Source organism: Chitinophagales bacterium (genome assembly GCA_017303835.1).
Taxonomy (GTDB): Bacteria; Bacteroidota; Bacteroidia; order Chitinophagales; family Chitinophagaceae; genus JAFLBI01.
Genome location: JAFLBI010000001.1, coordinates 2,357,362 through 2,375,404, shown reverse-complemented (window position 1 = coordinate 2,375,404; position 18,043 = coordinate 2,357,362). Strand labels below are relative to the sequence as shown.

Genomic DNA, 18,043 nt, shown 5'->3' with positions numbered 1-18,043 from the left:
TGATTGAAAAATACTTGTTCTCTTTAAAAAGCAAACCACCAGTTACCAGTGCGGAAGCCGATTGTGGGTCTGGCCCAACGATTGCGCCAACGCCAATCATTGCCGCCATACCAACCGTTCCAATTATTCCAGCCCCAGTTCCAGGAATCATTAACCCAATAAGTATTCTGGGCATTCCATAGTCTGCGCTGCATGCGGTTATCGAATCGGGCCTGACGTCTTTCTAATCTGGCTTCATACCAGTCATAAGCCTTATAAGTATTCTGTATGGTCGTGTTCATATACATGCCCAGCGAATCTTTTTGCTGCATGTATTTGGTTCTGCTGAGCTGAAAATTAGGATTCTGATCAGGCAGTAATTCCTGCGCTTGAACACTCAGTCCAAAGGATAAAAGCAAAAGGGTGATGAACTGTTTCATATACCACGTTTTGAATAACTACTTCAAAGCTAATGCCAAACTTTCAGCGGGGCATTTTTTGTACTTGAAAAACGTGGTTGAAGGCCGATTTGTTACACCAATGGTGTTTATGCGGGCTTATTGGCCGGTGCTTTCTTAAAGATAGGAACAGTGCTGCAAGGCTCTCCATACATAATGCTTTTGGCATAAGGGCGCAGTTTTTGGGTAGCCGCTACATACGCTGTTTCGGGAATATGGATATCACCACATCCTTTAACCACGATTCGCTGATCAGTATATTCTGCAGCATTCATTGATTGAATATTACGCTGCAGTATGGTATTGATCAATTCTTGCTCTGTACCGAAAACCACTTCTTTGGCAACCGGTTGCAGGTAACTGGCAACCAGCATATAGGCCCATACGGGGATTATGGCATCTGCCGAACAGGTAACCGCTACGAATGCATCTCTATAGGCTTCCCAATCGGTATTCTGCAATGCGGCACGAAAATCCTTCTCTTTCAGGATCAGCTCCATAAACAAATAGCCCTTCAGGTCGAAGGTTTTGATCTCGCCTTTTGGATAGAATTGTTCCAGATCCAGGGTGATGAGTCCGCTTTCTGCTACTTTGTTTACGATGGGTTCCATACAGTAAAAGTACAATTGTTACCGGGTTTTGGTTTTCGATAGCGGAAAATGCGGGTAATAAAAAACCCCCGACGATACTGTCGGGGGCCTTATTATATAACGCTTGATCGATTAATAGAACTTAAAGCGGTAATCTTTAATTACTGCGCCTTTACGCAAAGCTTCAGCACTTCTGAAAGCAGCCATGCGCATGGCTTGAACCAGACCCTGCTTCACGGTTTCTGCATCTGTAGCCAGGTTGGCTTTTGCACCAATGCTTTCTACACGCAGCGCATACACTCCACCAACACCTGCAATGGGTGCACTTGCTTTACCCTGTAAAGACTTATTAAAAGCTGCACCAACAACCTTGGCTTCATTACCAATATTTGGAATAAATGCATTCGCAAAGGTGATGCTGTCTGCACGCATTACTACGTTACCGGACGCAGTAGCCATTGCTTCCAGTGTGTTACCGGTAAACTTGGCAATCATTTGCTGTGCTTTCTTTTCGTTACGCACAAATCCTTCTACCTGTGGTCTTGCTTCTGCAACAGTTAATGTACCGGGCTTATGAATAGCGGTGATGGTAGCAACAATGTAGCGATCGGCAACTTCTGTTGGTTCGCTCACTTCGCCTTCTTTGTGTTCATAAATCCAACGAACCAAAGAACGTGTTTCACCAAGACCCATGATGCTGAAATCATTCTCTTTTACATCACTGGCTAACAATGGAAACTTGTTCAACTTCTTCGCGTTGTCTTCAAATGCTTTTCTATTCTTGCTGGTCGCTGCAAATTGTGCAGCAGCAGTGCTGGCAGCAGCAATGGTTTCGTTGCTGGCAACAATCTTCTTGCTCAGGTAAGCAATCTTCACAGCTTCACCAACCTTGCGCTGGTTCAACACTTCAATGTAGTGGTAACCGGTATAACTTTCGTTTTCAACTTTCACGATTTTCTTATCGCCTGTTGTTCCGTAGAAAACAGCTTCTGCAAATTCTTTGCTGAGGTTAGGGAACTGAATAGAAGCAAATTCGTATTCTCCCTTAGTACCCTTGCTACCCTGATCATCGCTGTATTTCTGTACCAGTTCATTGAAATCAGCACCACTCTTCGCTAATGCAGCAACACTATCAATACGCTTGCGTGCAGCAGAATCAGAAAGGCCAGGCTCCGCAGCAGTACCAATCTTCACGAGAATGTGTCTGCACTTAATTGAATCCGGCATGCTGCGCTTCGCAACCATGCGTGCAACTACAATATTTCCTGCATCCATATAAGGACCATAAGTACCACCAACAGGCAGATTCTTAATCAGCTCTGCATTGGGTACCTGAATTTTTTCTTTCATCACATACGCATCCAAATAAGGCTGCTCTGTTTCTACGCGACTTAAAAACGCTTTTACATCAGCCGTTGTGCTGAATTCGGCCTGCTGACTTTGTACTTGATTCAATACTGTTGCAGTATCCTGTGCAGAAGGGAATGCATCAAAACTGATATAGGAAATATTGCGACCTTCTTCTTCACGCTTAAACTCAGATGCGTGCTTGCTGATATATGCCTGAATATCCTGATCATTTACTTTCACTGCGCTATCAGATACGCTTGCATAAGGTGCGTAGATATACGATACGTTTGCAATAGCATTGTTATCAGCAATGGTTTTTTCTACCATCCACTTTGGTACATACATACCTTGCTGAACCAAAGACTGATATTTATAACGCAATGTTTGCTCAATAGCAGGCTTGATGTAGATATCATTGATCATCTTCAGCTGCTCTGCGTTTTTGCTTTTCTTAATTTGAGCCAGTGTTCGCTTAGCATCATCTACTTTAAACTCACCAGTTTTAGGATCAGTAAATTCATTTCTGAATGGAGAGTTATCGCCAAAAAGGATATCTGTTAATTCACTGCTGGTTACTTGTAAACCCAGTTTATTGTATTCATCCTGTAATAACAGGTTATCAATTTCCTGGTTCCACAACATACCAATCAGTTGATCACGCTGTGCTTGTGCACCATACATCTGTTGTTGCATCGCCAGCTTCTCTTCAAATTCAGCACGCTCAATATTGTTTCCATTCACTTTACCCAGCGTTGTGGTATTAGAGAAAATACTGCCACGCTGAAATGAAGCATCCTGCAGAATAAATGCAATCAGGGCTAAAGCGATGATAGCAAAAATGATCCACGCTCCCTTGTCACGAATACTTTGAATAACAGACATAATCGATTTGTTGGTCTTGAATAAAAATGCCCGCACATTGGCGGGTGGCAAAAATAGGGTAATTGACCGTTAGAACAAACTGTGGAAAACCCTGATAAATGCCCGAAAAACAAGGGCTTGTACCACGTGGAAAACCTGAAAAAGAAACCGGTCGGTTCCAACCTTACCGCCAAGCTGAGAAAACCTATACACATACGCTCGTGGATAAGCCCCTTTTTGGGTGGATAAACCCGGTTTTTGCCCCAAACTTTGGTGTATGAAAAAGGGAAAACTAGGGCCGGTTGAATCACCGAAAATCCCTAGTACTGGTTTTTATCCGACTGCAGTTCACAGGAATACACAGTGTCTAAAATGTGGACTTAGGTATGTGGGTTTTCTAGGTTCAGATGATCCACAACTGTGTATAAACCAATTAAATACAGAACAGATAAGGATTTGTCTGTGTTAATTAACAGTGGATTCCGGTGTACAAGTACCCAGCTTATTAACTTTGCCTCTTGTGTATAAATGATTTATCCCGATATCCACAGCTGTAATAGTAGTATTGGTTTTATATAAATAAGGTATTAATATAAATATATTACGTTGGTTATGAACATTTTGGCAGCGAAGCAGGCATTAGCAACAAAAGGATTTTTAGATCAGGATATTGATGTTCGATTGGATTTATTTGCCGAGATTGAGCGTCTGAAAAAAGAAAAAAATGCGATTCTGCTGGCGCACTATTACCAGGAGCCTGATATCCAGGATGTGGCCGATTATATCGGCGATAGCCTGGGCCTTGCCCAGAAAGCGGCCCAGACCGATGCGGATATTATTGTGTTTGCCGGCGTGCACTTTATGGCTGAGACCGCCAAGATTGTAAACCCAACCAAAAAAGTACTCCTGCCCGACCTGAAAGCCGGCTGTTCTTTGGCAGATTCAGCACCGGTTGACCAATTTCGGGCATTCAAGGCCAAACACCCTGATCATTTGGTGGTAAGCTATATCAACTGTACAGCCGATATTAAGGCGGAAAGCGATATTATCTGCACCAGCAGCAATGCAAAAGCCATTATCGACAGTCTGCCAGCCGATCAACCCATCATTTTCGCGCCGGATAAAAACCTGGGTGCCTGGCTGAATAAGGTTACCGGCCGCAATATGTTGCTCTGGAATGGCGCTTGTATGGTCCATGAGATTTTTAGTCTGGAAAAGATCACCAAGCTGAAAATCCGTCACCCGGAAGCGAAATTTATTGCCCACCCCGAGTGTGAGGAGGCTGTGCTGGCCCAGGCCGACTTCATTGGCAGCACCACCCAATTACTCAAGTATACCCAGATCAACGAAGCCACGAGCTTTATTGTGGCTACTGAAACGGGTATTCTGCACCAGATGCAACAGGAAAGTCCGAACAAGACTTTTATACCCGCCCCACCCAATAACAATTGTGCTTGTAATGACTGTCCGCACATGAAGCTCAACACCTTGGAGAAAATCTATCTGTGCATGGAATATGAGCTGCCGGAGATTATCATGGATGAATCACTCAGATTAGCTGCCAAGAAACCTATGGACCGAATGCTGGAGATTAGTAAGGCGGCGGGGTTGATTGGGTAGATATTTAAAAAGTTAAACACAGGAAAACGCTGCTGTAAACTTGTTGTATATACCAAGAATTGGTATATTCGATCAAAGTTGTAGTTATGGCTAAGAACACCTCCATTTTATTGGGAGATTACTTTGATAATTTTATCAACCATCAGGTACAAAGTGGCCGTTTCTCTTCTGCTAGTGAAGTTGTACGCGCAGCTTTACGTCTTTTTGAACAAGAAGAAAATCAAAAAAATGCCTTAATCAAGGAATTGAAAAAGGGTGAGCAGTCGGGTTTTGTACAAAACTTTGACCGAAAAAAATTCCTCAAAAACTTGCATGATCAACATTTGACCAATGGGTTATCAACTTAGTGTTAAAGCTGCTGAAGATATTGAGCAGATTTGGTTGTACACTGTTGAGAACTGGTCATTAGCACAGGCGGATAGATATATTAATTTGATCATCGACGAAATTGAATACCTGGCAAACCATCCTGCATCAGGAAAGGATTGCAGCCATATTCGAAAAAACTATCGCTCTGCTAAAGTAAAGTCGCATGTTATTTTTTACCGAGCAATAGACAGTAAAACTGAAATTGAAGTCATCAGGATTTTACACCAAAGCATGGATATTGAAAATCGGTTGAATGATTGAATCGGGCGGCGGTGTTAATTGGGTAAAACATGTCTATCTGAATTATATAACTAAGCCGGTTTAGTATATTCGTATCAGTAACCTCTGATGAAGCAAAACCTTGCTTATGGAGGAAACTATTGCACAAATTATTGAACACAGGGGCGCACACAGAATCTTGTTGCGCTTTTCAACAAAGAGTAGCTGGAATAAACGTATTCGCGGTATAGCGGATGCTCGGTGGAGTAAAACCCATGGTGCTTGGCATATTCCGGATACGCCGGAGAACCGCCGAATGGTTGGGTTAATGCCGGATGCTGAAACAACAGCAGAACCAACAATACGGGCATTGCCGCAACAACGAACAAGGATTAGCGAGAAAAATTTGTTGCAGTTGAAGCGGATAGTAGAGCAGTTGATTTTAAAAAAATATTCCAGATCCACGATTACGACATACCGAAATGAGTTTACCCAGTTACTCATGAAGTTGGGTGATGTACCGGTGGAAGACTTGCAGCCAGAACACTTGCGCAGGTATATGCTTTATTGCGCCGTTGAATTGGGCCTTTCTGAAAACACCTTACACAGCCGGCTTAATGCGATCAAATTTTATTTTGAGCAGGTATTGCATAGACCAAGATTTTTATGGGAGATACCGAGGCCAAAAAAACCACTACAGATTCCGCGTTTTTTTTCTCAAGATGAAGTGGTGCGCATTATACAGGTGGTACAAAACATCAAACATAAGGCCATGCTGATGCTTTGTTATAGTACCGGTATGCGGGTGAGTGAAGTGGTGAGTATAAAGACGGCCAATATTATGCCAGACCGCAGGTGTATATTGGTAGAAAGAGCCAAAGGAAAGAAAGACAGATTGGTTCAATTAAGTCCGGTACTATTGGTGATTTTGCGTGCGTATGCCAGACAGTACCGCCCAGATAAACAAGGGTATTTGTTTGCTGGGCAGGAGCCGGGCACACCCTATAGTACCAGATCGCTGCAAATTGTTTTACAGGAGGCAAAGCGGAAAGCAGGTATATGTAAGGACGGGTCAATACATGCATTGAGGCATAGTTTTGCCACACACTTGCTGGATAAGGGCACAGATATCAGCATCATTCAAAAGCTGCTTGGCCATCAGGATATCAAGACCACCTTACGTTATCTCCATACCACCAATAAGGATTTATTGAAAGTGGTTAGTCCGCTGGATGATCTACACCTGAATTTTGTTACCAAATTCGGCAACAAAAATTACTAAAATGCCTACCTTGCATTTGTTTGAGGGAATTAAAGTGGAGGTATACAGTCGTGATCATTTACCGCCACATATACATCTACGGTATGGTGGAGATGAAGCGCTGTTGGAAATACAATCAGGTGCTATCCTTGCCGGACATCTTCCGGTTTCGGTACTACGGAAATGCAGAAAGTGGATGAAAGAAGATGGTAGAACGGCATGGTTGTTACAGAATTTTTATGAGCTAAACCCGGGTTTAAAAAAATGAAAAGAGCCAATAAAATACCACGCATCTTAAAACTGGTTTCTGTAAAGGGGTTTGAGGTGGTTTGTGTGTTTAACAATGGAGAAACCAGGCGCATTGATTTTGCGCGGCTCTTCAAACAATGGCGGATAAAGAAAACAGATCCTGAATATCCATTGCTGGATGTGCAACAGTTTAAACGGTTAAAGCTAATTGAGCAAACCCTGAGTTGGCCGAATATTTTGTTAAGGATTACAGATATGGGTGGAAATGAAATGCAAAAACCATATGCGATAGACCCGGTAGTATTGTTTGAGCATAGTGAGCCAATTGCACAAAAGCGGTTTTTATTAGGCGCGGCCATACGAAGGGCAAGAAAGGCACAGGGTTTATCGCAGGATGCACTGGCGCAAAAGAGCGGCACCAGTAAGGCCTATATTTCTCGGGTGGAAAATGATTTGATTGAGCCCGAGTTGCATACACTGTATAAAATTGTGGAATTGGGTTTATCTAGAAAGATCGCGTTAAAGATTGTATAAATCAGGAAACTGAATTGGATATCATAACGAAATAGTAACCGATTTTAAACGCTTATAAACGTTTAAATAAATTTAATCGGTTGCAATTGCGCTACTGCCATAAAACACCCACACTTTTTTATAAGGCGTTGATTTTTTGCTGTTTCTGGCAGATTGCACAAGTCTTTATTATCTCAAAACTTTCGCATATTTTAGAGTTAGCGGTTATTTTATGACGACACTCAAACTGACAAATTATAACGTATTATCGACTGGTGCTGACGGTGGACATCATTACATTTCAACTGAGATTGAGTATAATGGTGTTACGAGACAGATTACAGCCTTGTTCAAAAACAAGTCTGACGAGAAAATGCTTTCGGACAAATTAGAAATAACTGTTAGAGGAAATCTGGTTGACGAAGGATTGCAACAATCCCTAATGTTGTTGGACACAGAAATTATTGACAGACAATGAACGAAGAAGAACTAATTCATCGCATAAAAAATGCTATTGTTTTACTGCAAGACGGACACCCTTTCAAAGTTGGTGACTTGACTTTTGGGTGCAAAGACGGCAAACATTTTACTGTAACAGGCTGGACAGTTTGCAATGAGTTAAAAAATTTATCAAAGGACAAAGCTCTAGCAGAACTTAACGAAACAAAGGATTTATTCAATAAGATGATTGCTGTTTCTCAAGAGCTTTCAGACTTTATCAAATATCGACAAGTTGAATATTCATTGGGCTATGATTATGGTATGGGTGGACTTGAAATTTGTAGTGAAAAAGGTGGACAAATTAAGTGGACAGCAGAATTGAAAGAATAAAAACAACCGCTAACACGGGTTTTGCGTCAGGCGGGCTGACGTGCAAACTTGGGGCTTTGTGCCTCTAATGAACTTTAGTAATAATTTGAAACTTTGTGCTCCGAAACCCGCCCGAACGCAAAGCCCGAAAACGTTAGCTGTAACCCATTTTGACACATCTTAATATTTGAAAAAGGTTTGAAAATATTCTTATGGACAACTATTGCAATTGCAGTCATTATCGCAATTGTTGTCATTGGATTCCCAACGTCAATAAGCGACACAACTATTAATAAAGACACCTTCGCAGACATTAAATCTGTTCAGCAAATTTTGACAAACAATAAAGACAAAATTCCGCAAGACAGTACAACTGTATTTTCACCTTTAGCAAAAATTGACGCTTATGGTTATATGAATGCAAATGCTGTTGACAGTTTATTTTCTTTTTTGACAAATGCTGAAAGAGAAAAAATCAAAAGCCTATTTTCAAAAGGTCAAGTAATCCAAATAGACATTGACCGACCAAAGTGTATTCGTTTTATACTAAAACATTCATTTAATAATTATTTTCTTGTAAACAAATGGCAGACTTTAATCTTGGTTTACAATGACAATTGTGTTTGCGATTGCCAAACACTTGTGACAGATGAAGAAACAGTTTCGGTTGACAGCTTAGGCAACGGCTGGTACAAAGTTCTGAGTACAATTAAAAGGACACCTCCTCATGCCTGACTTGGGTGTACAGCTAACAGGTGCGTTTGCAATAGGCTGGCTCGACATTAAGTTCTCAGCATTTTTGCAAGCATCAATAGTTGTTCCAGCTTGACCTTTGCTATTCGGCTTATGTTTTATATTTTCAACTTTTAGTTTTTCAATTAAGCATTTGTACCAGGCTGACCAATCGCTATTGCCAGCCCATCGCAAACGCTGAACCGTTGGTGGCAATTTTATTGAGTACCCTACACAAATTCAACAGACATAAAATGATATATAAAATCTTTAAGACAGTTTTGCTATGCTTTGTGTTGACAAATACATTTATTGTAAATGCCTGTACCATTTTTATGGCGAATGATGGAAAGAACGTTTGGATTGGAAACAATGAAGATGAACTTCAAAATACAAAGTATAGAATGTGGTATTATCCTGCACAAAAAAATAGTTATGGCTACACAATTTGGACAGACTTAAACATAAAAATAAAATTCCTAAATAAACTAAATCCACAAGGAGGATTAAATGAATTTGGACTTTTTTTAGATTATACTGCAATAGATGAAATTACAGCAGTAAAGGACGAACAAAAGAAAGACAGGAAAAAGCAAGTAGTAACCGACTTGCTTATAAATTGTAAGACAGTTGAAGACGCATTATTATACCTGAACAAATACAACTTGATAAAACTTCTAAATGTACAATTATTCATAGGTGATGCAAGTGGAAATTATGCAACTGTTACAGGTGGTTACATTGTTCGGAAGACAGACAACAATTTTGCATTGACAAATTACTGCATCAATAATGGACACAAAGAAGCCTGCCATAGAAGAGATGTAGCCACTCATTACTTAAATTCAACTACAAGTTTTCAATTAAATGACATCACAAATATTTTAGAAAAATCAACTCAAAAACTTCCTAATAATTTAATCTCAAATTATTCAATGGCAGTTAATTTAAAGACAAGCACAATTTATTTATACTACAAAAATGATTTTACAACAGTTTCAACCTTAGCATTATCAGAAGAACTAAAAAAAGGAAAACATCACAAAGACATTCAATATTATTTTCCTGCAAGTATTACCAACATCCTTGAAAAAACATATAAAAGCAATGGCATCAACTCAGCTATTGAACAGTACAAGACATTACGAAAAACATCTTTTGACAAATACAATTTTAAGAATGACGATGCAATAAACCTTGCAATAAGTTGGATTGAGAAAGGACAACCCCATGATGCAATAAAGCTATTAGAATGTCTAAAAGAATTTGACCCAAATAATACCAATATTTTCTCTTGGTTAGGCGTGGCAAACAGAAAGGCTAACAACATTAACGAAAGCAATAAATATTTTTCAAATGTTTTAGAGCAAAAACCAAATGACTATTTAGCCACCCTTTGGGGCAGACAAGAAAATCAAAAAGTTATTTTTAAGTTGGCAGATTTTGAAGATGCACAACAAGTTTCAGTAATGGGTGACTTTACAGAATGGACAAAGCATCCAATCAAAATGAAAAAGGAAAATGGTTATTGGACTTGTGAAGTTACTTTACCAAAGGGCGAAAACACATACAAGTTCTTAGTAAACGACCAGTATTTGGCAGACAGTAAAAACTTTATGCACATTGGGACAGGACCCAAAATTTATTCAAAACTTTATGTATGGTGAGTGAAAAACTGCCACCAACATTGGGTTTTATGCAAGTTGGGCATGACCAGCAAACATCAGCAAATTGCAAACCCAGGCTGTGGTTCGGGCTGGACGAATAAATCTCAACTTTAGTTCTTAAATTCAACTTTATATTTTTAATCAGCAGCGGTTGTGGGCGGACGGATAACAATTCCCAACCTGCATAAAGCCCTGCTCGTTGTAGGCAAGCTTAAAATGACATACCAAAAATTTGAAGAGCGAATAAAAAAGAAAAACTGGTTTGACAGATACTGGTATTTCGGACTTTGTATTCTAACAATCGCTTTAAGTCTTACTTTACTTTTCTTCTTAATTACAAAGCCAGACAAATTCAAGGGAAACCATACATTTCATTATTCCTGCTTCACTTTTTTGTTTTTGATGGGTACATATGGACTCTATAAATTACCTAATCGTTTTAAAATCATCACTATTGACAGTTTAAAATCTTTAGACGACAAAAAAGAAGCACTGAAAAATACAATTGTAAACTTTGGCTCGACACCTTATGGCTTTAATGACAATTACTACTTATTTCGCTACCAAAAAAGCTTTTGGTTGTCAAGTTTTGACATTCACTTGTATTATGACGAAAAACAAGTTTGTTTTAGTGTGCAAGGACATGGAAGTACAGATGGCGGTTTTATTGACTTTGGCGGGACAGAAAGATTGAGAAGACGTATCAAAGAAGAAATAGAGATGTATTTAGATTAAAAAGCCTGCCTACAACAAAAGGTTTGGCAATATTGGGGGTTGACAGAATAAATCTCAACATTTGTACTACTATTTTCCTTTCGTCACCAGCTCGACAGAACGCTGCTCATCTTTTGTAATCACAATCAACATTAGTAACTATATTTAAAATCAGTTCAAGCATGACGAAACGCAGTAGCCCCACCATCGGCAATACCTGCTCGTTAGCTGTAATTTTTTAACCCCACTGAAATGCGAAATGTTACCAAATTTTGGTACATTAGCTTAAACATGCATTAATGGGACGCAATACATCCATTTCATTAGGGGATCACTTTGAAGATTTCGTTGATGACAAAGTTTCAACAGGAAGATTTAAGAATGCTAGTGAAGTAATAAGAGCGGGTCTTAGGCTTTTAGAAGAGGAAGAATCAAAAATTCAAGCACTCAAAAAAGCGATAACAGATGGTATTGAAAGTGGTGTGGCTAGAAGTTTCGACCCTAAAAAGCATCTTGAAAAATTAAAAGCTGCTAGAAAAAAAAATGGGTAGTTACTCTTTAACAAATAAAGCAGTTCAAGATTTATCATCAATTTGGGAATATACAGTTGATACCTGGTCAGAGAGACAAGCTGACAAATATTATTTCATGTTATTAGATTCTTGTCAAGACATAGCTGATGGTAAGGTTTTAGGCAAAAATTATCCAGAGATAAGTGCAGAAATTGTAGGATTTAAAGCCGGGCAGCACATACTTTTCTATAGAAAGCTGAGCCCGGGTAAAGTTGAAATAGCTAGAATCTTGCATGCACAAATGGATTTGAAAAACAGGATACAAGAGTAAAACCACAGTTAACGATAGGCTTTACGCCTGTTTGGCTTTCGGCACTGGCTCATCAGCCTTGGTTGAACTAATCAACTTCAGTAATTTGGCTTTAACCAATCGGGGCTTTAGTGGCCAAGCCAGCAGTGGGCAAAAGGATTATCCAACCAACGCAAACGCTGGTTATTTCCGGTAAACAAGAAAAAAAATAAAATGAAAGAACTGATTATAAGTTCCGTCATTATTGTTTCTCTGATGTTAACCTCGTGGATGCATCATGACGAAACTGCTTCCTATAAGGAAGTAGTTATTGGTAATCAAACATGGATGAGTGAAAACCTACATGTCAGCACATTCAAAAATGGCGACACAATACCAGAGGCTAAAACGATAAGTGAGTGGAAGGCTTTTCTTGGTAAAAAACAACCCGCGTGGTGCTATTTTAATAACGACAAGGGCTATGACTCAACGTATGGTAAATTGTATAATTATTATGCTATACGCGACCCGAGAGGACTGGCGCCAAAAAATTGGAAGATACCCAGTTCTGATGATTGGGAACAGCTCTTTAAAACCTTGGGCGGAAAGCAAGTTGCCGGTGTTAAACTTAAAAGCACCAATGGATGGAGAGATAATGGAAATGGCACTAATTATAATGGGTTTAATGCGTTACCCAGCGGGTCCCGTGAATTTGCCATGATTACTACAAACAATGGCTTTTCAAGAAACGGTAGCATCTGTGTATGGTGGAGCAGCACCAGAATTGCTCGGTCATTCGAGTTGATTGCATACTCATTGAATTTTAAAAGTGATAAGGTGTCAACCTTTTGGGAAACATTTGCCAGCGATGGTTATGCTGTTCGTTGTATAAAGGAGTAGGCTTTCATCATAATGAATTGATTACAGAGTTGCGTGCGGCCGAAAAACCCACATGAACATAAAGCCGTAAACCCAATTTCCCACTCATCCATTTTACGCGCAACAGCTCAATAAAACTTGGCCAATACAAAAAGATACACTTACTTTGAATTTAAAAGTACTTAATGAAGGAAGAAAAGGACGCACTCAGGGATATTGCCGAGATCCGATCCATGATGGAAAGGTCTTCCAAATTCCTTTCCCTCTCCGGAGGAACCGGTGCGCTGGCTGGTGTCTATGCATTAGCCGGTGTCTATATTGTGCATCAATTATTGGGTTTTGCGCCCAAGGCAATTACAGATACAGATGCACAAACAAATACAGGAGCGCTATTGCTTGTAGCGGTGCTGGTTTTATTGTTGGCCATTGCAACGGCAGTCTATTTTTCCTTGCAGAAAGCAACCAGAAATGGCGAACCCTTTTTTACACCGGCAGCCAAACAATTGGTGATGCAGATGGCGGTGCCTTTGGTTGCGGGTGGTTTGTTTGCCTTGATTGCCTTGGATAAAGGCTGGATTGGTTTATTAGCGCCCATTACACAAATCTTCTACGGTATTGCCTTGTTTATGGCGGGAAAATACACCTATGCAGAAGTGAAGAGCTTGGGCCTTTTACAAATACTGTTGGGCTTATTGGGATTGTATTGGATTCCTTCCGCACTCATATTCTGGGCAATAGGCTTTGGCGTATTACATATTATTTACGGCATCTATATGCATATTCGGCACAAGTAATGGAGATTTCTATTGACGGATTATATAAGGCTTTTGATCATCGTATCCGATTGGGTATCATGAGTGCACTGTCTGTAAATGATGCGTTGGATTTTAATTCATTGAAGACATTGCTCAACTTAACCGATGGAAACCTGGCCAGTCATATTAAAGCATTAGAAAGAGAACAATACATCGTGGCAAAAAAATCATTCATTGATAAAAAACCAAATACTAAATATGAAGTAACCCGCGCCGGCAGAAAAGCATTTGAGCTACACCTGAAGGCCTTGGAAAAACTCATTAAAACACAACAATAAATTTTTTTACCCAAATACTTTGTAATTCAAAGTTCTTTTAAATAAACATTATGGAACAACAACTCACACAAGAGATACGCGCAAATATTGATCAGCCTGAGAAGCTGGAGCAATTGTATCGCGACTCCCCAAAACAATTTACAAATGCATTCCAAACAATGTATCCCTCCATCGCACAAACAAGTGCTGCAGCATTTTGGCAAGCAAGATTGCAGTATACCAAGGAAAGCTTGATTACATTTGGGCAGAAATCAGAATGGATATTGGTCTTGGCATTAAGTATGCTGGCGGGCTTTGCAGCAAGATTACCCTTGTTTTGGTTAATTGGCGACCAACAGCCGGAATGGTACCAACAGCATATTGGCTTTCTGGTCTTTCCTTTTTTGTTGGCCTATTTTGCTTACAAGCAATCCATACCAAAACAACAATGGTTATTGGTTGGCGGCGCATATCTCTTTGCTTTTGTATTGAATGAATGGGTAACCAAGAATAGCCAGACACAAATACTCATCAGTATTCACTTGCCCATATTACTTTGGTTATTGCTTGCTTTTGTATTCAGACAGGATGGTCGCGCAGACCGCTTGGCTTATTTACGTTTGAATGGAAACTTGCTGCTCTTATCCGGATTAATCCTGATAGCTGGCGGAATGGTTACCGGTGTTACAGTTGGTCTGTTTGAATTACTGGGTATTAAAATTGGTGATTGGTATTTTCAAAACATACTGCCATTTGGTTTGCCTGCTGTGCCCATTATTGCAGCCTACCTGAATGAAAACAATCCCAACCTCGCAGGAAAGATTACGCCGGTATTGGCTAATCTGTTTGGGCCTGTTGTATTATTGATTCTTTGGTTATATATAGGTAGTATGTTGTTTGTTGGAAAAGATCCTTATAACGATCGCGAGTTCTTACTACTCTTTAATGTTGTTTTATTGGGCGTGATGCTGATCATCTTTTTTATTGCTGCAGAGAACAATACTGCTCAATTAAAAAAATGGAATGCTTGGTTATTAACCCTGTTGGCCACTACAACCATATTGGTCAACACCATTGCGCTGTCCGCAATTGTTTTCAGAATTAGCCAATGGGGTTTTAGTGCAAATCGTTTAGCGGTGTTGGGTGCAAATCTCTTATTGCTCATCCACCTGATTATGATCTGTGAGCAGCTGTATCGTCAGTTGCGCGAAACGGGCTCACAGCAAACATTGCTAAAAACCATTGTTTCTTTTTTGCCTGTTTATGCGGTGTGGGTAGCAATTGTTTGTTTTATTTTCCCTCTTGTATTTTAATAATGACGCTTATCATAAAGGAGCCCCATCATTGGGGCTCTTTTGTATTTTTAAGAAAGTACAAAAACAACACATGGAACAAAAACAGGCAATTCAAACAGCGAGACTTGCGGGCTTATGCTATTTACTGCTCGCTATTTCGGGCATGCTCGGCTTTTTATTGTTTCATGGACAAGTCTTTGTGAAAGACAATGCCGCACAAACGCTGAACAACCTGATACAAAAAGAATCTGTTGCAAGCACAAGACTGGTATTGGAATTGATCATTATCGTATCGCAGTCGCTTGCGGCTTTCTATTTTTATAAACTATTCGTTAACCGAGATGCCAGCGCAGCACTTGCTTTGTTGATTTGGGGCACCGTGAATGCGGTGCTGATTTCCATCAGTGCTGTAACGATGAGCGTCGCTGCTGATATTGCCCAAACCGGCACTATGACGCTTCAAGAAAAACGACCACTGATACAAGTTTTGAGTAATATCATTAGCCAAGTCTGGTCAGTTGGCGGACTTTTCTTCGGTCTCTGGCTCTTACCCATGGGCTATATGGTGATCAAACACAAAACAATGCCCACTTGGCTTGGCTACACACTGTTGCTTGGAGGACTGGGTTATCTTCTACAAACATTCCTAAAGTCTGCCGGCTATCAAAACAGCTATCTGGGATTATTGGTAATGCCCGCAACCATTGGTGAATTGTGGATGATTGTGTATTTGCTTATTTGGGGTATACGGCCGGTAAAAGCAACAGCATAAATATTTATCCATTGAATCAACAAATCAGGCGACAGCTTACATTATTTGTCAATCCTACAGACGCACAGGAAATAGAAGCTGTACGCAAACGATTCAATCCAATGCAACAGGCATTAATCGCCTGTCATGTTACACTTTGCAGAGAAGATGAGCTAGAAAATCTTGATGCGATCATCGCCAATCTGAAAAAATTAGAAGCGCCGGCAATATCCATCAGCTTCGGACGGGTAACAAGATTTGAACAAGGTAAAGGGGTGATGTTGCCGGCTTATGGTGATAATGAATCTTTTCATCAACTGCGTTCGAAGATTTTAACCGGCGTGGTGGAAACCATTCGCAAACCTGAGCCACATATTACTTTAATGCATCCAAGAAATTCAAGCTGCACAGATGAAATATTTGAGGAAATTCAAAAGCAAAATTTTCCCTCTAAAATTGCTTTTACTCAAATAAGCCTGATAGAACAAATTGATGGTGGAAAATGGTCGGTTTTACAGGAATTTCCGATCTACTAAAGTACAAAATTGGCAACCCCTCCAATGAGCTTCTGTTCAAAACAGCAAAGCTCATTCAAGGAAAAACAGAAGCGCAAGGCGCATAAATGTCGCAACCCTACATAACATACTTACCAAAAAGTGTGTAAGCAAATTAGATCTGGCGTTTGTTGGCGTAAGAAGATTGTTGGAGTTTTGAAAATATTGATCACCACAATCTTTCTTTATGCAGATAGCCATTATTGGAACGGGCAATGTTGGCGGCGCTTTAGCAACTAAATGGGCCAATGCGGGCCACACGATTTTATTGGGCACCCAAGATGCCGACGCTTTTAAAGGCAAGCACTTATTGAGTAATCCCAACACTTCTGTTCATACCATTGCCGAAGCTGTACAAAAGGCGGAGCTTATTTTGCTGGCAACCCCAGCGCCCGCAGCCATTGCTGTTGCGCAATCACTGGGCGATACTAGCGGCAAGATAATCATTGATGCCATGAATATTGTGATGAACAGGGGCCCGCAGGGATTTAGTAACACAGCGGATGCGATATTGGCCAATACGTCTACAAAAGATGTAGTGAAATGCTTCAATACTACAGGCTTCAATAATATGGAAAACCCCAATTACAATGGTGTTGCGCTGGATGCATTTGTTGCGGGAGATAGTGTTCGCGGAAAAGAAGCAGCCATACAATTGGCAAAAGATGCCGGATTTGCAGAATGCTATGATGTGGGCGGGAATGACAGATTTAATTTAATGGAGCAGTTTGCTTTTTTCTGGATTAACCTTGCAATGTTTCAGGGATTGGGACGGGAAATTGGATTTAAGTTGCTGAAGCGATAAGCGCTTATTCAATATCCATTCGTTTGCTGCGCACATAATTTGTAGTTTTAATCGTGCAAAGGACTAAGCGGATTTGATCAACAACCAACCGCCTTCATGCAACCCGATATCGACAACTACCATGCAGCACTCTCCGCTCATGACAGACATGTTTGTCTGTGTCTTGCTGCACAAATCAAAAAACAATTAGCATCAGCTACTGCTAAGGTCTGGCATGGTCATCCGGTATGGTTTATGGATGACAATCCCATTGTTGGCTATAGCAAACAAAAGCAAGGCATTCAATTACTTTTTTGGAGCGGACAATCATTTGATGAACCGGGCTTATTTGGTGTGGGTAAATTCAAAGCAGCAGAGAAAGTATATGCTGATGCCAAGGAGATTGATCTGGCCGAATTGACCAATTGGCTGGTTAAGTCTGTGCAAATACAGTGGGACTATAAAAACCTGGTGATGCGCAAAGGTGTTTTGGAAAGACTTGCATAATTAATTCG

The 18,043-nt window shown here is 40.3% G+C and carries 23 protein-coding genes; 20 read left to right on the top strand and 3 right to left on the bottom strand.

Annotated elements, in window-relative coordinates; all coding sequences use genetic code 11:
* Window positions 1–23: 23 nt before the first annotated feature.
* The 3 genes from J0L83_10705 to J0L83_10695 all read right to left on the bottom strand — a co-directional run bounded on the left by J0L83_10705 (window position 24) and on the right by J0L83_10695 (window position 3,259).
* Window positions 24–419: a hypothetical protein gene (locus J0L83_10705; GenBank protein ID MBN8665039.1), complete on the bottom strand. Its 396-nt coding sequence runs from the start codon at window positions 417–419 to the stop codon at window positions 24–26.
* A gap of 107 nt (window positions 420–526) precedes the next feature.
* Window positions 527–1,048, bottom strand: coding sequence for a DUF2480 family protein (locus J0L83_10700; GenBank protein ID MBN8665038.1), 522 nt, complete (start codon window positions 1,046–1,048; stop codon window positions 527–529).
* A 111-nt stretch (window positions 1,049–1,159) separates the two neighbouring features.
* Window positions 1,160–3,259 carry a SurA N-terminal domain-containing protein gene (locus J0L83_10695; GenBank protein MBN8665037.1) on the bottom strand — a complete coding sequence of 700 codons (2,100 nt, stop codon included), beginning with the start codon at window positions 3,257–3,259 and terminating at the stop codon, window positions 1,160–1,162.
* 591 nt (window positions 3,260–3,850) lie between these two features.
* Here J0L83_10695 and nadA point away from each other — a divergent pair.
* The 20 genes from nadA to J0L83_10595 all read left to right on the top strand — a co-directional run bounded on the left by nadA (window position 3,851) and on the right by J0L83_10595 (window position 18,035).
* Complete coding sequence (gene nadA / locus J0L83_10690) at window positions 3,851–4,858, top strand: quinolinate synthase NadA (GenBank protein ID MBN8665036.1); 1,008 nt, start codon at window positions 3,851–3,853, stop codon at window positions 4,856–4,858.
* A gap of 86 nt (window positions 4,859–4,944) precedes the next feature.
* Window positions 4,945–5,205 (top strand): type II toxin-antitoxin system ParD family antitoxin, encoded by a 261-nt coding sequence (locus J0L83_10685; protein MBN8665035.1) that lies wholly within the window; start codon window positions 4,945–4,947, stop codon window positions 5,203–5,205.
* Window positions 5,189–5,488: a type II toxin-antitoxin system RelE/ParE family toxin gene (locus tag J0L83_10680; protein ID MBN8665034.1), complete on the top strand. Its 300-nt coding sequence runs from the start codon at window positions 5,189–5,191 to the stop codon at window positions 5,486–5,488. Before J0L83_10685 ends, J0L83_10680 begins: the two co-directional genes overlap by 17 nt.
* Before the next feature lie 106 nt (window positions 5,489–5,594).
* Window positions 5,595–6,728, top strand: coding sequence for a tyrosine-type recombinase/integrase (locus J0L83_10675; protein ID MBN8665033.1), 1,134 nt, complete (start codon window positions 5,595–5,597; stop codon window positions 6,726–6,728).
* A gap of 1 nt (window position 6,729) precedes the next feature.
* Window positions 6,730–6,975: a DUF4160 domain-containing protein gene (locus tag J0L83_10670; GenBank protein ID MBN8665032.1), complete on the top strand. Its 246-nt coding sequence runs from the start codon at window positions 6,730–6,732 to the stop codon at window positions 6,973–6,975.
* Window positions 6,972–7,490, top strand: a complete 519-nt coding sequence (locus J0L83_10665; GenBank protein ID MBN8665031.1) for a helix-turn-helix transcriptional regulator — start codon at window positions 6,972–6,974, stop codon at window positions 7,488–7,490. Before J0L83_10670 ends, J0L83_10665 begins: the two co-directional genes overlap by 4 nt.
* A gap of 453 nt (window positions 7,491–7,943) precedes the next feature.
* On the top strand, window positions 7,944–8,300 hold the full coding sequence (locus tag J0L83_10660; protein MBN8665030.1) for a hypothetical protein: 357 nt from the start codon (window positions 7,944–7,946) through the stop codon (window positions 8,298–8,300).
* Window positions 8,301–8,477: 177 nt separating this feature from the next.
* Window positions 8,478–9,014, top strand: coding sequence for a hypothetical protein (locus J0L83_10655; GenBank protein MBN8665029.1), 537 nt, complete (start codon window positions 8,478–8,480; stop codon window positions 9,012–9,014).
* Between the two features lie 251 nt (window positions 9,015–9,265).
* Entirely contained in the window at window positions 9,266–10,678 is a 1,413-nt protein-coding gene (locus J0L83_10650; GenBank protein MBN8665028.1) for a hypothetical protein, read from the top strand.
* Between the two features lie 153 nt (window positions 10,679–10,831).
* Window positions 10,832–11,413 (top strand): hypothetical protein, encoded by a 582-nt coding sequence (locus J0L83_10645; GenBank protein ID MBN8665027.1) that lies wholly within the window; start codon window positions 10,832–10,834, stop codon window positions 11,411–11,413.
* 278 nt (window positions 11,414–11,691) lie between these two features.
* The gene (locus J0L83_10640; protein ID MBN8665026.1) at window positions 11,692–11,943 is read left to right on the top strand and encodes a type II toxin-antitoxin system ParD family antitoxin; all 252 of its coding nucleotides are present in this window, start codon (window positions 11,692–11,694) and stop codon (window positions 11,941–11,943) included.
* Window positions 11,936–12,235, top strand: a complete 300-nt coding sequence (locus J0L83_10635; GenBank protein MBN8665025.1) for a type II toxin-antitoxin system RelE/ParE family toxin — start codon at window positions 11,936–11,938, stop codon at window positions 12,233–12,235. Before J0L83_10640 ends, J0L83_10635 begins: the two co-directional genes overlap by 8 nt.
* Before the next feature lie 192 nt (window positions 12,236–12,427).
* Window positions 12,428–13,093, top strand: coding sequence for a fibrobacter succinogenes major paralogous domain-containing protein (locus tag J0L83_10630; GenBank protein ID MBN8665024.1), 666 nt, complete (start codon window positions 12,428–12,430; stop codon window positions 13,091–13,093).
* A 164-nt stretch (window positions 13,094–13,257) separates the two neighbouring features.
* Window positions 13,258–13,866, top strand: a complete 609-nt coding sequence (locus tag J0L83_10625) for a hypothetical protein (GenBank protein ID MBN8665023.1) — start codon at window positions 13,258–13,260, stop codon at window positions 13,864–13,866.
* A complete protein-coding gene (locus J0L83_10620; GenBank protein MBN8665022.1) occupies window positions 13,866–14,165 on the top strand; it encodes a transcriptional regulator in 300 nt (99 codons plus the stop codon). Before J0L83_10625 ends, J0L83_10620 begins: the two co-directional genes overlap by 1 nt.
* A 50-nt stretch (window positions 14,166–14,215) precedes the next feature.
* Window positions 14,216–15,457, top strand: coding sequence for a hypothetical protein (locus tag J0L83_10615; protein ID MBN8665021.1), 1,242 nt, complete (start codon window positions 14,216–14,218; stop codon window positions 15,455–15,457).
* Between the two features lie 73 nt (window positions 15,458–15,530).
* On the top strand, window positions 15,531–16,211 hold the full coding sequence (locus J0L83_10610) for a DUF4386 domain-containing protein (protein ID MBN8665020.1): 681 nt from the start codon (window positions 15,531–15,533) through the stop codon (window positions 16,209–16,211).
* 11 nt (window positions 16,212–16,222) lie between these two features.
* The gene (locus J0L83_10605; protein ID MBN8665019.1) at window positions 16,223–16,726 is read left to right on the top strand and encodes a 2'-5' RNA ligase family protein; all 504 of its coding nucleotides are present in this window, start codon (window positions 16,223–16,225) and stop codon (window positions 16,724–16,726) included.
* Window positions 16,727–16,931: 205 nt separating this feature from the next.
* Complete coding sequence (locus tag J0L83_10600; protein MBN8665018.1) at window positions 16,932–17,549, top strand: NAD(P)-binding domain-containing protein; 618 nt, start codon at window positions 16,932–16,934, stop codon at window positions 17,547–17,549.
* A 96-nt stretch (window positions 17,550–17,645) separates the two neighbouring features.
* On the top strand, window positions 17,646–18,035 hold the full coding sequence (locus J0L83_10595; protein ID MBN8665017.1) for a DUF1801 domain-containing protein: 390 nt from the start codon (window positions 17,646–17,648) through the stop codon (window positions 18,033–18,035).
* Window positions 18,036–18,043: the final 8 nt, after the last annotated feature.

Coding starts and splice junctions, on each gene's coding strand:
- J0L83_10705 (MBN8665039.1), bottom strand. CDS start 419: ATGAAACAGTTCATCACCCTTTTGCTTTTATCCTTTGGACTGAGTGTT.
- J0L83_10700 (MBN8665038.1), bottom strand. CDS start 1,048: ATGGAACCCATCGTAAACAAAGTAGCAGAAAGCGGACTCATCACCCTG.
- J0L83_10695 (MBN8665037.1), bottom strand. CDS start 3,259: ATGTCTGTTATTCAAAGTATTCGTGACAAGGGAGCGTGGATCATTTTT.
- nadA (MBN8665036.1), top strand. CDS start 3,851: ATGAACATTTTGGCAGCGAAGCAGGCATTAGCAACAAAAGGATTTTTA.
- J0L83_10685 (MBN8665035.1), top strand. CDS start 4,945: ATGGCTAAGAACACCTCCATTTTATTGGGAGATTACTTTGATAATTTT.
- J0L83_10680 (MBN8665034.1), top strand. CDS start 5,189: ATGGGTTATCAACTTAGTGTTAAAGCTGCTGAAGATATTGAGCAGATT.
- J0L83_10675 (MBN8665033.1), top strand. CDS start 5,595: ATGGAGGAAACTATTGCACAAATTATTGAACACAGGGGCGCACACAGA.
- J0L83_10670 (MBN8665032.1), top strand. CDS start 6,730: ATGCCTACCTTGCATTTGTTTGAGGGAATTAAAGTGGAGGTATACAGT.
- J0L83_10665 (MBN8665031.1), top strand. CDS start 6,972: ATGAAAAGAGCCAATAAAATACCACGCATCTTAAAACTGGTTTCTGTA.
- J0L83_10660 (MBN8665030.1), top strand. CDS start 7,944: ATGAACGAAGAAGAACTAATTCATCGCATAAAAAATGCTATTGTTTTA.
- J0L83_10650 (MBN8665028.1), top strand. CDS start 9,266: ATGATATATAAAATCTTTAAGACAGTTTTGCTATGCTTTGTGTTGACA.
- J0L83_10640 (MBN8665026.1), top strand. CDS start 11,692: ATGGGACGCAATACATCCATTTCATTAGGGGATCACTTTGAAGATTTC.
- J0L83_10635 (MBN8665025.1), top strand. CDS start 11,936: ATGGGTAGTTACTCTTTAACAAATAAAGCAGTTCAAGATTTATCATCA.
- J0L83_10630 (MBN8665024.1), top strand. CDS start 12,428: ATGAAAGAACTGATTATAAGTTCCGTCATTATTGTTTCTCTGATGTTA.
- J0L83_10625 (MBN8665023.1), top strand. CDS start 13,258: ATGAAGGAAGAAAAGGACGCACTCAGGGATATTGCCGAGATCCGATCC.
- J0L83_10620 (MBN8665022.1), top strand. CDS start 13,866: ATGGAGATTTCTATTGACGGATTATATAAGGCTTTTGATCATCGTATC.
- J0L83_10615 (MBN8665021.1), top strand. CDS start 14,216: ATGGAACAACAACTCACACAAGAGATACGCGCAAATATTGATCAGCCT.
- J0L83_10610 (MBN8665020.1), top strand. CDS start 15,531: ATGGAACAAAAACAGGCAATTCAAACAGCGAGACTTGCGGGCTTATGC.
- J0L83_10600 (MBN8665018.1), top strand. CDS start 16,932: ATGCAGATAGCCATTATTGGAACGGGCAATGTTGGCGGCGCTTTAGCA.
- J0L83_10595 (MBN8665017.1), top strand. CDS start 17,646: ATGCAACCCGATATCGACAACTACCATGCAGCACTCTCCGCTCATGAC.